Annotated in this window: 11 protein-coding genes; 7 read left to right on the top strand and 4 right to left on the bottom strand. The window is 64.6% G+C overall.

The window, feature by feature from the left end:
* Nucleotides 1–9 precede the first annotated feature (9 nt).
* The 7 genes from ACV229_RS25315 to ACV229_RS25285 all read left to right on the top strand — a co-directional run bounded on the left by ACV229_RS25315 (nucleotide 10) and on the right by ACV229_RS25285 (nucleotide 8,712).
* Nucleotides 10–981: a GlxA family transcriptional regulator gene (locus ACV229_RS25315; RefSeq protein ID WP_448085845.1), complete on the top strand. Its 972-nt coding sequence runs from the start codon at nucleotides 10–12 to the stop codon at nucleotides 979–981.
* Between the two features lie 82 nt (nucleotides 982–1,063).
* Entirely contained in the window at nucleotides 1,064–2,008 is a 945-nt protein-coding gene (locus tag ACV229_RS25310; RefSeq protein WP_448085844.1) for a GlxA family transcriptional regulator, read from the top strand.
* Between the two features lie 494 nt (nucleotides 2,009–2,502).
* Nucleotides 2,503–4,215, top strand: a complete 1,713-nt coding sequence (locus ACV229_RS25305) for a M36 family metallopeptidase (RefSeq protein WP_448085843.1) — start codon at nucleotides 2,503–2,505, stop codon at nucleotides 4,213–4,215.
* A 79-nt stretch (nucleotides 4,216–4,294) separates the two neighbouring features.
* The gene (locus ACV229_RS25300; RefSeq protein WP_448085842.1) at nucleotides 4,295–5,548 is read left to right on the top strand and encodes a M28 family metallopeptidase; all 1,254 of its coding nucleotides are present in this window, start codon (nucleotides 4,295–4,297) and stop codon (nucleotides 5,546–5,548) included.
* A 185-nt stretch (nucleotides 5,549–5,733) separates the two neighbouring features.
* Nucleotides 5,734–6,093, top strand: a complete 360-nt coding sequence (locus ACV229_RS25295) for a YbjQ family protein (RefSeq protein ID WP_448085841.1) — start codon at nucleotides 5,734–5,736, stop codon at nucleotides 6,091–6,093.
* Nucleotides 6,094–7,061: 968 nt separating this feature from the next.
* Entirely contained in the window at nucleotides 7,062–7,688 is a 627-nt protein-coding gene (locus ACV229_RS25290; RefSeq protein WP_448085840.1) for a DUF47 domain-containing protein, read from the top strand.
* 13 nt (nucleotides 7,689–7,701) lie between these two features.
* On the top strand, nucleotides 7,702–8,712 hold the full coding sequence (locus ACV229_RS25285; protein WP_448085839.1) for an anion permease: 1,011 nt from the start codon (nucleotides 7,702–7,704) through the stop codon (nucleotides 8,710–8,712).
* 54 nt (nucleotides 8,713–8,766) lie between these two features.
* On the opposite strand, the gene ACV229_RS25280 is transcribed toward ACV229_RS25285, so the two are convergent.
* From ACV229_RS25280 to ACV229_RS25265, 4 genes are all read right to left on the bottom strand, one after another.
* On the bottom strand, nucleotides 8,767–8,967 hold the full coding sequence (locus ACV229_RS25280) for a hypothetical protein (protein WP_448085838.1): 201 nt from the start codon (nucleotides 8,965–8,967) through the stop codon (nucleotides 8,767–8,769).
* Between the two features lie 7 nt (nucleotides 8,968–8,974).
* Nucleotides 8,975–10,504 carry an amidase gene (locus ACV229_RS25275; RefSeq protein WP_448085837.1) on the bottom strand — a complete coding sequence of 510 codons (1,530 nt, stop codon included), beginning with the start codon at nucleotides 10,502–10,504 and terminating at the stop codon, nucleotides 8,975–8,977.
* Nucleotides 10,505–10,603: 99 nt separating this feature from the next.
* On the bottom strand, nucleotides 10,604–11,611 hold the full coding sequence (locus ACV229_RS25270; RefSeq protein WP_448085836.1) for a LysR family transcriptional regulator: 1,008 nt from the start codon (nucleotides 11,609–11,611) through the stop codon (nucleotides 10,604–10,606).
* Nucleotides 11,580–12,815 carry an MFS transporter gene (locus ACV229_RS25265; protein WP_448085835.1) on the bottom strand — a complete coding sequence of 412 codons (1,236 nt, stop codon included), beginning with the start codon at nucleotides 12,813–12,815 and terminating at the stop codon, nucleotides 11,580–11,582. The genes ACV229_RS25270 and ACV229_RS25265 overlap by 32 nt, the downstream gene beginning before the upstream one ends.
* Nucleotides 12,816–12,851: the final 36 nt, after the last annotated feature.

Below are 12,851 nucleotides of genomic sequence, written 5' to 3'. Positions count from 1 at the left end.
GTTCCGGTCATGCCGAAAGTCGTGGGTATCTTCGCCGTGCCAGGCGTTCAACTGCTCGATGTCTCCGCGCCGCTCGATGTCTTCGCGCAAGCGAACGCCGAGCTCGGCAAGGCGTTCTATACGTTGCGGATCATCGCCAGCGAACCGGGCCCGATCCGCAGTTCTTCCGGTGCGCAGTTGCTGCCCGACCGGGTCATTCCCGATATCCCCGAGCGCATCGACACACTGCTTGTCGCCGGCGCGCCGAGCGCCGGTCATGTCGTGCTTCGCACCGACGTGCTGGCATGGCTGCGATCGGCGGCCGTACAGAGCAAGCGGTACGGTTCGATCTGCACCGGCGCGTTCATACTGGCCGCCACCGGCCTGCTGAAAGGGCGTCGCCTGACCACCCACTGGGCCGCGGCCGAGGCGCTGGCCGAGGCCTATCCATCGCTGTCGGTCGACGAAGACGCGCTATACGTGCGAGATGGCAAGCTGCGCACGGGCGCCGGCGTGACGGCTGGCCTGGATCTGGCATTGGCCCTGGTGGAGGAAGATCTCGGCCTCGACATCGCACGGCGCGTCGCGGCGCAACTGGTCATGTTCTTCAAGCGCCCCGGCGGGCAGCTCCAGTTCAGCCGCAAGGGCGAGGCACGCCCGGTCGGGCGCTCCGTCCTGCAGGAGGTGCAGCGATGGATCGCCGCGAATCCGGCGCTTGACCACTCGATCGCGGAAATGGCGAAGCACGCCGGCATGAGCCCTCGGCACTTCGCCCGGCTGTTCCGCGCGGAAGTCGGCATGACGCCGGCAGCATGGGTCGAGACAACCCGCATAGCCACGGCCCGCAAACTGCTCGAAAATGGGCACGATACGCCGAAGCAGGTCGCCGCAAAATGCGGCTTCGCCAATGTCGACACGCTGAGGCGCACGTTTTCGAAGCATGTCGGGATCACGCCTGCCGAATATCGCAAGCGCCAGGCGTTTGCGCCGGAGCAGCCCTGATACGACACCACGGAAGCCACACAAAGCCTCGCAACCGCTCCGATCGCAAGCCACACACGCATCTGATCCAGTCCCGCCCCCCATGCCCGAGGATTTCCATTTCCTGCTGCTGCCCGGCTTCTCCGCGCTCGGCTTCATGTCCGCGCTCGAACCGCTGCGCGTCGCGAACCGCTTTCGCACCGAGCTTTACCGCTGGCACGTGCTCAGCGCGGACGGCGCGCCGGTGCCCGCGAGCAACGGCATCCCGCTCGCCGCGGAAGCCGCGTATGCGGACGTCGAGCACGTCGGCACGGTGTTCGTCGTCGCCGGATTCGATCCGCTCGACTGCTACACGCGCGGGCTCGCCGACTGGCTACGCAAGCAGCACCGGCACGGCGCGACGCTCGGCGGGATCGATACCGGCAGCTTCGTGCTGGCCGAAGCCGGGTTGTTCGGTCCGTCGGACACGCTCACGCTGCACTGGGAAGCGCTCGCCGCATTCCGCGAGCGCTATCCGGACCTGAAGGCGACGCAAGAACTGTTCGAGATCGGCGAGCGACGCATCACGTGCGCGGGCGGCACCGCGTCGATCGACATGATGCTCGACCTGATCGGCCGGCGGCACGGCGCGGACCTCGCGGCCGCGATCTCGGAACAGTTCGTCGTCAGCCGGATCCGCCAGCGCTCGGACAGCCAGCGGCTCGAGATCGCCGCGCGCTACGGCGTGCACAACCGCAAGCTGATCCAGGTGATCGGCACGATGCAGCGGCACATGGAGAATCCGCTCGGGCCCGACGCGCTCGCGGACGAAGTCGCGATCACGCGGCGCCAGCTCGAACGGCTGTTCAGCGCGATGCTGAACGACACGCCGACACGCTTCTACCTGAACCTGCGACTCGACCGCGCGCGCGAACTGCTGCAGCAGACCGACATGACGATCACCGCGATCTGCGTCGCGTGCGGCTTCGAATCGCCGTCGCATTTCTCGCGGACCTATCGCACCCGCTTCGGCATCAGCCCGCGCAGCGATCGCCGTGTGCTGCGCTGACACGCACGCGCAAATCACCAACTTTGCACACAAAGCAACGGAGCATTACGCAATCCGGCGACGTTTCCGGCCGTTCGCTGAACAATCCTGACAATTGATCGACAGTGCGAAGCCTCATTCGAAAATAAATCGCAATGCAGATGAAAATGTTCTGTAACATATCTCGAAATCAAAAGGGCAGCCCAAGGAGATGAGAGCCTTGGCCCGGCACGATTCGGGCACGCAGAGGCATGCGGGCTGCCTGCTCATTCACCGATCCGAGGGGTATGACATGACGATGCTCGATTCGCCGTCGCTGCACCTGCCCGCCGTCCGCTTCCCCGCCTCTCCGCCCTCCTGTTTCCTTTCGACCTGACATTTAGTTTTCCTTAGTCAGTCGCCACCCCGCAACGCTGCCTCGTCGCACCGGCTTTCGCGAGTCGGGGCGCGGGCTGTGTCGTGCCTGCGCCCCGAGACGGCGCGGGCTTTTCCAACCGTTGAAACGAGGATCACGTATGCAGACATCACGCAAAGCATTGCCGATCGCATTGAGCATTGCGCTGGGGTTCGGCTTCGCCGGTACCGCCGGCGCCGACGCAAAGGTCTCGAATCCGCAGGCGTCGAGCCTGCGCGACAGCCTGACGCGCGGCGTCGCGCCACCTGCCGCGAAGTCGGATTCGGCGGCCGGGCAGTTCCGTGCCGATGGTGTCGCCGTTACGCTGTACAACCCGGCGTATCGCGCGAAGAAGGCGGCCGCCACGCCCGCGGCGACGGCCCGCGACTTCGTCGCGTCGCAAGCCGCGCAGCTCGGGCTCGACGCAGCCGCGCTCGCGAGTCTCGTCGTGACCTCGGAACGCAAGGACGCCGACTTCACCGTCGTGCGCCTCCAGCAGCAGGCGGCCGAGCTGCCCGTGTACGGCAGCGATATCGCGGTGACGGTCGCGAAGGACGGCCGCATCCTTTACGTCGCGAGCAATGCGGTCAACGGCGTCGTCGCCCGGTCCGCCAAATCGCAGGCGGTCGACCGGCAGCAGGCGTTCGACCGCGCGCGCGCCTATCTCGGCGTGGGCGGCTTCACGAACGTCGATGCGCAGCTCGTCGCGTTCGTCGATACGACCGGCACGCATACCGCGTGGAAAGTGCGCGGCCGGCCGCAGGATGGCCCGAAAGGCGACTGGGAGCTGCTGATCGACGCGAGCAGCGGCGAAGTGCTGCGCGCCGAGGACAAGGCGTTCTACGCGACCGACGGCACCGGCTTCGTGTTCCGGCCGGATCCGCTGTCGCCGACCCAAAGCAGCTACGGCACCGCCGGCTACAAGGACAACAACGACGCCGACTCTGCGCAACTGACCGCCGCGCGCGTGCGCGTGACGCTGAAGGACCTTGCGCAATCGGGCTCGACCTACGCGCTTGCCGGCCCGTACGCGGTCTGCGTCGATTTCGACGCGCCGCGCGACAACGCGTGCCCGGTGCAAGCGACGCCGAACTTCGAGTTCACGCGCGGCAACCTCTATTTCGAGGCGGTCAACGCGTACTACCACATCGACACGTTCCTGCGCTACGTGAACCAGACGCTCGGCGTCAAGGCGATGCCATACCAGTATTCGGGTGGCGTGCAGTACGACCCGCACGGCGAATCCGGCGACGACAACTCGTCGTACTCGTCGAGCAGCGGCAAGCTGACGTTCGGCCAGGGCGGCGTCGACGATGCCGAGGACGCTGACGTCGTGATCCACGAACTCGGCCACGGCATTCACGACTGGGTGACCAACGGCGGCCTGTCGCAGCAGGAAGGCCTGTCGGAAGGCACGGGCGACTACCTCGCGGCCGCGTACAGCCGCGACTTCAACCAGTGGAGTCCGTCCGACGCGCAGTACAACTGGGTCTACAACTGGGACGGCCACAACGAGTTCTGGGGCGGCCGCGTCACTAACTGGAACGTCGGCCGCACCTACGCGCAGGCGCGCGGCGCCGAGATCCACACGGCCGGCCAGTACTGGGCGTCGTGCAACCTCGTCGCACGCGACGCGATCGGCGCGCAGGCGATGGACAAGGCGTTCCTGAAGGGCCTGTCGATGACCAACAGCACGACGAACCAGAAGGCCGCCGCGCAGGCCGTGCTCTCCGCGGCGGCCGCGCTCGGCTACAGCAGCGCGCAGCTCACCGCGATCGGCAACGCGTACAACAAGAGCTGCACATACGGCGTGACCGTGCCGCAGAAATCCTGATGCCACTGCAGGCGGGGCGAAGCGCAAGACCTGCCAGGCGCCCTCTTTCCTCGACATCGCTACCCTGATGAGATCGAACATGCCTACCCTGAAACGCAGACACCTGAGCGCCGCGCTATGCGGCACCCTGTTCGCCGCCGCCGCGCATGCGGCGCCCGTATGGATCACGCTCGGCGATCCGGCCTTCCGGCAGCTTCAGCGCATCGACGCCGGTGCGACTTCGCGGTACAGCGCGACCGTCGCGGCAGGCAAGACCGCAGATGGCGCCGACCGCCACGACACCGTCCATGTCGTGCAGGTCGACGACGCGCTACTCGGCGAGCTTGCGCAGACCGTGCATCGACACCGAGGCCACGGCCCGGGCTACATCGTGCACGACTCGTACGACGAAGCGCGCCAGGCACTGCAACCGCTGCCGCCATCGCTCGCGAAGCAGGCTGCCGCGCCCGCGTACAAGGTCGCGAACGCACCCCAGATCAGGAACTGGATCCAGCAGCTGCAGGCCAGCAACATCGTCGGCACGATCACGTCGTTGTCGGGCTTCACGAACCGCTACTACACGACGTCGCACGGCGTCGCCGCATCCGACTGGCTCGCGCTGCAGTGGAAGCAGCTTGCGGGTTCGCGCACCGACATCCGTGTCGAACAGTTCACGCATGCCGGCTGGCCGCAGAAATCGGTGATCCTGACGATCCGGGGCAGCGATCCTTCGGCGGGAACGGTCGTGCTCGGCGGCCACATCGATTCGACTGTCGGCCGCACGTCGGAGAACACCCGCGCGCCCGGCGCGGATGACGACGCATCCGGCATCGCGAGCCTGACCGAAGCGCTGCGCGTGCTGCTGGCAAACGGCTACCGGCCGAAACGGACGATCCAGTTCGTCGGCTACTCGGCCGAGGAAGCCGGCCTGCTCGGGTCGAAGGCGATCGCGAAGCAGTTCCGCGCGCAGAACGCGAACGTGGTCGGCGTGCTGCAGCTCGACATGACGAACTACAAGGGCGACACGAAAGACATCTACCTGATCACCGACTACACGAACGCCGCGCAGAACACCTACCTGACGAATCTGGCAAAAACCTACCTGCCTGAGCTCGCGGTCGGCACGTCGCAGTGCGGATATGCGTGCTCGGATCACGCATCGTGGAATGCGCAGGGCTATCCGGCGTCGTTCCCGTTCGAAGCCGACCAGAACGACAGTCCGTATATCCATACCGTGAACGACACGCTGGAGAACTCGGATCGCCAGGCCAGTCACGCGCTGAAGTTCGGCAAGCTGGCGCTGGCGTATGCGGTCGATCTCGGCGGAGACGGCGCCGCAATCGCGAAGCCGTGACGGACTCGGATTGAGTCACGTCTCGCGATGATGGAAGAACGGGCGCGGCTGGCTGCCTGCGCCCGTTCGGGCGGCGTGCGTACCGTGCGCGGCATCGCGGCACCGTATCGCCGTCAGTGATCGGGCTTCCGTTCCCGTCCGGATAGAATCGTCATTCGACCACTACGGCAAAACGCTAACCCATCATGACCGACCTCTCCCGCTCCCTCGGCGATCTTTCGCACGATCGCGTCACCACTGCGTTCGACCTGCCCGGCCATACGACCGTCCGCTCGCTCGGCGTCGCGCAGGGCATTGTGGTTCGATCGCGCTCGATCGTCGGCTCGTTCGGCGCGTCGCTGCAAACGCTGTTCGGCGGCAACATCACGCTTTATACGTCGCTGTGCGAGAAGGCCCGCCAGCAGGCGTTCGACAAGATGCTTGCCGATGCGCGCAAGCTGGGCGCGAACGCGGTCGTTGCGATGCGCTACGACTCGACCGAGATTGGTTCGGGCGTCACCGAAGTGATCTGCTACGGCACGGCCGTCGTCGTCGGACCGGCGTGACGTGCAATGCGCGCGTCGCGTTCCAGCGCATCGCGTTCGACGCTGACGCGTGTAGCGTTGAGCGCGACGCCCATCCTGCCGATCGGGCTGCGCATGCTTGTCTCGAAATTATTTCGGCGCACTGATGGAATCCCGTCGCGCGTTCCGATCGGCGCGATCGCCCCCTGGGAATGCCGGTGACGGCAATGCGCGCACCCGCCCGAGCGAAACACCGGAAAACGCCACGCGAAACGATCGCGAAGTTTTTGATTGACGTGCCTCGCGGTTCCCTCTTACCATTGCGCTCGTTTCAATTCATGGAGGCTTCTGTGCCTGCCGATGCGAGTTGTAGTTGGTCCTGCACCAACCTGACTGCCGCCTGAGGAAGCTTCGCAGAGCCTTGTCTTCTGCCGCATCCCGGGATAGCAGGATGCGGTGTCTTTCCGGATCGGACGTCCCGTCGATCCGAAATTCCCGTACTCGACATTTCAGTTGCCGCTCGATCGCTCGGGTGGCGCCCGTGCGTGAACCGCGTCACGCGCGCGTGTCCGGCCGCATGCCTGCGCATGCGCGGCCCCGGCGCGCGTGCGTGCCGCTCAGATCGACAGGAGTTCGAAATGGACGACGACAGTAGCCGATTACCGTTCGCCGGGGCGCGTTCGCGTGCCATGCCGGCGAACGCCCGACTCCCAGCCTTTCACCAGCCGATCGCGCCCGACGCGGCGCGGCGGGAAGCGCTCGTCCATCGTTGACGTCGTGGCGCTCCCGACGTGCGACGCCCGGCGCCAGGAGCACCCATGACACGACTCGATACTTCCGGAGATCCGCGCACCCGGCGCGGGCTTGTCCACGACCGCCGCGACGGCGCGCGCCCCCGTCGTGGCCACACACGTCACCTGCCGCGATACGCCGCGATCCCGTTGCGCGCTTCGCGATCACGCTGCGCGGCCGAATTCGAATAACCCCACCCAGTTTTCCCCGGAGAAACCATGCTTGGCCGATTCCTTCCCGTCGAGACCCGCTTTTTCGACATCTTCGATACGCACGCGCAGCACATCGTCTCGGCAGCGTGCGAGCTTCAGACGCTCATCGACCATCTCGTCGATGCCGACACGCACATGGCCAACGTCCAGACGGCCGAACGGACCGGCGACAAGCTCGCACACGAAGCGATCGAACTGCTGCACAAGACCTTCATCACGCCGATCGACCGGGATGAAATCCACAAGTTGATCACGACGATGGACGACATCCTCGACCTGATGGAGGATGTCGCGACCACCGTCGTGGTCTACGACCTGAAGTCCGTCACGGCGGAAGCCAGCGAGCTCGCGGAGATCGTCACGCAGTCGGCGCTGCAGACGCAGATCGCGGTCAACAAGCTTGCCGACATGAAGCAGTCGGCGGTAATCCTCAAGGCCTGCGAGGAAATCGATGCGCTGGAAACCCGCGCCGACCGGGTGCTGCGCGCCGCAATATCGAAACTCTTTCGCCAGGATATCGACGTGAAGACGCTGATCAAGCTGAAGGGCGTCTATGACCTGCTCGAACGCATCACCGACAAATTCGAGGATGTCGCGAACATCGTCGAAGGCATCGTGCTGGAAAACGCCTGAGCGAAACAAGAAGATGCATTCGATACAACTCGCCCTCTGGATGATCGCGACGCTGGTGCTCGTCGCGCTCGTATTCGACTTCATGAACGGCTTCCACGACGCGGCGAACTCGATCGCCACGGTCGTGTCCACCGGCGTGCTGAAGCCGCAGCAGGCGGTGGCGTTTGCCGCCGCGTTCAACGTCATCGCGTATTTCGTCTTTCACCTGAAGGTCGCGCAGACCGTCGGCAAAGGCACGATCGACCCCGAGATCGTCGATCACTATGTCGTGTTCGGCGCGCTGATCGGCGCGATCGGCTGGAACGTGATCACCTGGTACTACGGGATTCCGTCGAGCTCGTCGCATGCGCTGATCGGCGGCCTCGTCGGCGCGGCGCTCGCGAAATCGGGCTGGGGCTCGCTCAACATCGACGGGCTGATGAAGACGATCGCGTTCATCGTCATCTCGCCGCTGCTCGGCTTCATCCTCGGTTCGCTGCTCATGCTCGGCGTGTCGTGGCTGTATTTCCGCGCCCCACCGAGCAAGGTCGACCGCCGGTTCCGCCGTCTGCAGCTGCTGTCGGCCGGGCTGTACAGCCTCGGTCACGGCGGCAACGACGCACAGAAGACGATCGGCATCATCTGGATGCTGCTGATCGCGACGGGCTATGCGTCGGCGACCGCCGATGCGCCGCCGTCGTGGGTGATCGGCGCGTGCTACCTGTCGATGGGACTCGGCACGCTGTTCGGCGGCTGGCGGATCGTGCGCACGATGGGCCAGAAGATCACGAAGCTGAAGCCGGTCGGCGGGTTCTGCGCCGAAACGGGCGGTGCGATGACGCTGTTCATCGCATCGTTCCTCGGCATCCCGGTGTCGACGACGCACACGATCACCGGCGCGATCGTCGGCGTCGGCGCGACGCAGAAGCTGTCGGCCGTGCGCTGGGGCGTGGCCGGCAACATCGTCTGGGCGTGGGTGCTGACGCTGCCGGCGTCCGCGCTGTTCGCGGCGGGTGGATGGTGGCTCGGCCACCGGATTTTCTGACGCCGGCGACGAACGCTAAAAAAGGTTCTTCGCAGATTTGCGTGGAGGCCACATTCAGGGAGCCACTGATCGTTGCAGGCGCTCGCTCGCATCGGCGATATGCGCTGCATCGAACGCAATATTGCGGCTGGCATCGGCCAGCGGCGCGTCGGCCGGGTTGAACCACTCGACAGGCTGACGCGCCATCAGAGGACACAGAAGCGGGTAGTCACGAAGCCACACGTCGAGCGGCTTGCCGCAAATGGAATCGATCATGTTCGAGTCACACCGCGGAAGCGGAAGCATTGGGAGTCGACACGGCATCGAGCACGGGCGGATGCGTCACGATGGACTTCAGGTCCACATCCGATGTGCGCAGCCTGGCGGTATCGGGAATCGGTCTGCGCATTTCATCAGACGACTCAAAAAGCGTTTCGAACGCGCGCGCCGCATCGAGCAGCGCGAGATCGCCGCGGAACGCACCGATCATCTGCAAGCCGAACGGCATGCCGCGATGATCGACGCCGCATGGCAGTGACAACGCCGGATTCGTTGCAAGCGTCACAACATACGTCAGCGACAGCCAGCGATAGTAGTTTTCCAACGCGACACCATTGACCGATTTCAGATACGGCTGCGTCCACGGGAACGGCGAAACGGGCGTCGTCGGCGAGAGAATCACGTCGTAGCGGTCGAACAGCGTCTGGAAGCGGCGAAACAAACGCGTCTGGTCGGCGTGGGCACGCACGCAATCCGCGAGCCCCAGGCCGATGCCCATCTCGTAGTTCGCGCGCGGATTCGGCCCGAGCAAATCGGGATTGGTCTCATAGGCCCTTTGCAGGCCCGCGACGAAGGCTTCGGCGCGCAATACGTCGAAGCAGCGATGCGCGCCATCGAACGCCACTTCGATCGGATCGCAAACGGCCACCTCGCGGCGCAGAACGTCGATCTTGCGACGGAACACGGCGCGAATGTCGTCATCGACTTCGCAGACGCCGAAATCCTCCGTGTAGCCGATGCGCAGTGTCGACAGTTCCGTGGGCGCACGGCCGTCCATCGTCGGACTCATCGCGAACGGATAGCCGAGCGGATCGCTGCCCGACTGTCCGACGGTCGCCGCAAGTTGCAGCCACGTGTCTTCGACGTTGCGGCCCATCGGCCCCACCACCGCAATCGGCGTCCAGCCGAGCGGCTTTCGATCGCTCGGCACGAGTCCCGGCGAGGTGCGCAATCCGACCACGCCACACTTCGCCGCGGGAATGCGCAGCGAGCCGCCGGTATCTGAACCGCTGGCAAGCGGCACCATGTCGAGCGCGAGCGCCGCAGCCGAGCCGCCCGACGAGCCGCCCGCGTTCAGGCGCGGATCGAACGGATTGCCCGTCGCGCCCCACACGGGATTGAAGCTGTTCGCGCCTGCGCCCATTTCCGGCACATTGGTTTTGCCGACGACGATTGCGCCCGCCGCGCGTAGCCGACGCACCAGCGTGTTGTCCTGCGCGGGCACGTTCGCGCGATAGATCGGCGAGCCATACGTGGTCAGAATGCCTTCGGTCTCTTCGAGATCCTTGATGCCGATCGGCAAGCCATGCAACGCACCGACGGCCTCGCCGCGTGCGAGCGCGGCATCGGCAGCGCGGGCTTCGATGCGCGCGCGTTCGAAGCTCGTCGCCGTGATGGCGTTGACATACGGATTGAGCGCTTCGATTCGCGCGATGCAGGCTTCGAGCAATTCTACGGCGGAGATTTCGCGCGCCTGCAATAGCGCACGCAGCGCGACGGCACTATAACGGACGAGTTCACGACGGTCGTTCATCGGGCGATCCCTTACGCTGAAATACGAGAGTGCGCTCAATGTAGACGACGGGAAAAGCGGCCGCTAGTGATGATAATCGAAACGTGAATTCACTTTTTATCAACGTGCGCGCGGCAAAATTTCGTGGCTCATACGTTCGATAAACGACTGCAGAAGTGGCGGCAACGCACGCCGCGCCAGCGTCTGGATTTCAACGGTGCGCTCGCTTGTCGTGAGTTCCGGCACGGGCAACGCGACGAGTTCGCCGGACGCGAGACGCGGGCGCACGAAAAGTTCGCCACTGAACGTGACGGCGTCGCTTACGAGTGTGAAACCGAGGAGCGTTTCGAGTGCCGCACTGCTGAGCACGCTCTTGCACGCGACGCCTTCACGGCTACAGTAGATATCGATCAACTTGTGCAGCGTCGAATGAACACCAGGCAAGGCGAGCGGATACGCCAGCAACTCGCGAAACGAAACCTGCGCAGACTTCGCGAGCGGATGAGACGATGCGACAATCGCGAACACCGGCGAAGGCGCGGAAAACGCGACCTGAATGTCCTTCTCCGGCCCGAAGCTGAACGTGAGGCCGATATCGCATTTGGCTTCTCGCACCCGCTGCGTGACGCCGGCGGCCGTATCGACGACGACTTCGAACGATGCGGGTGCAACCGTGCGACGGAAGTCCGCCATCGCACGCGGCAGGAAGGTCGCCGCGAATCCTTCCGTGCAGGCGATGCGAAACGTGCGTTCGGCTTCGCCGCGAAGCGCGTCGATTTCCAGCGAAATCTGTTCGGCGTCGAGCTGCGAGCGACGCGCATACGCGGCGAGCATTTCACCCGCTTTGCTCGGCACCATGCCGCGCGATTGCCGCACGAAAAGCGGCGTGCCGAGTTCGCTTTCGAGCCGCGCGATCTGGCGACTGACGGCGGATGGCACGACGTTCAGCCGGTTGGCGGCGTCAGCGATGGAACCGGTGTTGACGACTTCGAGGAAGTAACGGACGGCAGCTTCCTGAAGAATTCGGGCGCTCATGATGGGTCTGCGGGAGGACGCGGAATGGCCCATCATAGCGCCTGTTCGTACGATGACGCGATCAAGCCTCCCCGGCAGCGCCCAGGTGCGCATGGGCTTCGGGCGACAGACGGATCGACAGACTGGTGACGAGTGCGAACGCTGTGGCCACGATCAGGAAGTCGAACGCGGCGTTGTAGTTGCCCGTCACCGACACCAGCAGGCCGATGATTGCGGGCGCGACGAATCCCGCGACCTGTCCGCCGAAGTTGACCATGCCGGCCCCCGTGCCGACGAGTTTTTGCGGCAGGAATTTTGCCGGTAGCGCAAAGACGCCTGCGAAGACGAACGACTTGAAGAAGTAGACGATCGCCTGATAGGCAATGACGCCCGCCACCGTTTCGGCTGTGTACATCTCGTAGAGGAAGAAGCCGGAGATCGCGCAGCATGCGGCCATCAGCCACTTCTCGCGGCCATCGAACCAACGCGCGAGAATCCAGCCACCGAGCGCCGTCGAGATGCTCGCCGCCACGAACGGCAGCGGCGTGAGCATACCGACTGCCTTGAGATCGAGATGTCTCTCGGTCAGCAGATACGCGGGCATCCACGCATCAAGTCCTTTGTTGACGATGCCCATGCCGAACCAGGTCAACAGGATCTTCCACATGAGCGGCATCTTGAGGAGCGCGCGCGTTGCCGCGCCGTCGATGCGCGCGGTCCGGCCAGTCGAATCGCGCTTCTGGTGCGTGTCCTTCACTGCGAACAGATAAACGAGCGCGAACACGAGACCGGCGCAACCGGCAACAACAAACGCATGACGCCAGCCGAGATACAGGATGAGGGGCGCGATGGCGAGCGGTGCGATGAAGCTGCCGACATAGTTCGACGACATCAGTAGCGCCGACATCTTCGGGCGATCCGCCCGCGCGTACGATTCAGCCACGCCTTTCATTGCGGCGGCGGGATAGCCGCCTTCGCCCAGACCGAAGATGAAGCGGATCGCGATCAGCGAAGCAAGCGACCATGCGAGACCGGTCATCAATGTGAATACGGACCAGAACGCGATCGATACGACGATGACCTTTTTGCTGCCCCAACGATCCGCGATCCATCCGCCGGGAATCTGCATCGCGGCATAGCCGAAATAGAACGTGCTCATGACAACGCCGAGTGCGGCTGCACCGACGTGGAACTCCTTGGCGATGGCGACGAACGACAGCGCAATCGCCGAGCGATCAATATAGGAGACGCAAAAACCGAGGTAGAGTAGCGCGAATACCGCGAGGCTAGCGCGCCTGCTTTTATTGGGGTCGATCATGCTGAGCATCTGCCAACAGAGAGAAGACCGGGTCCG

This window comes from Burkholderia sp. MR1-5-21, assembly GCF_053427715.1.
The sequence above is the reverse complement of the archived record's forward strand: the minus strand, read 5'-3'. Positions and strand labels throughout refer to the sequence as shown.

Excerpts from the sequence above, each read along its gene's own strand:
- ACV229_RS25315 (WP_448085845.1), top strand. The coding sequence starts at position 10 with ATGCCGAAAGTCGTGGGTATCTTCGCCGTGCCAGGCGTTCAACTGCTC.
- ACV229_RS25310 (WP_448085844.1), top strand. The coding sequence starts at position 1,064 with ATGCCCGAGGATTTCCATTTCCTGCTGCTGCCCGGCTTCTCCGCGCTC.
- ACV229_RS25305 (WP_448085843.1), top strand. The coding sequence starts at position 2,503 with ATGCAGACATCACGCAAAGCATTGCCGATCGCATTGAGCATTGCGCTG.
- ACV229_RS25300 (WP_448085842.1), top strand. The coding sequence starts at position 4,295 with ATGCCTACCCTGAAACGCAGACACCTGAGCGCCGCGCTATGCGGCACC.
- ACV229_RS25295 (WP_448085841.1), top strand. The coding sequence starts at position 5,734 with ATGACCGACCTCTCCCGCTCCCTCGGCGATCTTTCGCACGATCGCGTC.
- ACV229_RS25290 (WP_448085840.1), top strand. The coding sequence starts at position 7,062 with ATGCTTGGCCGATTCCTTCCCGTCGAGACCCGCTTTTTCGACATCTTC.
- ACV229_RS25285 (WP_448085839.1), top strand. The coding sequence starts at position 7,702 with ATGCATTCGATACAACTCGCCCTCTGGATGATCGCGACGCTGGTGCTC.
- ACV229_RS25280 (WP_448085838.1), bottom strand. The coding sequence starts at position 8,967 with ATGATCGATTCCATTTGCGGCAAGCCGCTCGACGTGTGGCTTCGTGAC.
- ACV229_RS25275 (WP_448085837.1), bottom strand. The coding sequence starts at position 10,504 with ATGAACGACCGTCGTGAACTCGTCCGTTATAGTGCCGTCGCGCTGCGT.
- ACV229_RS25270 (WP_448085836.1), bottom strand. The coding sequence starts at position 11,611 with ATGCGCACCTGGGCGCTGCCGGGGAGGCTTGATCGCGTCATCGTACGA.
- ACV229_RS25265 (WP_448085835.1), bottom strand. The coding sequence starts at position 12,815 with ATGATCGACCCCAATAAAAGCAGGCGCGCTAGCCTCGCGGTATTCGCG.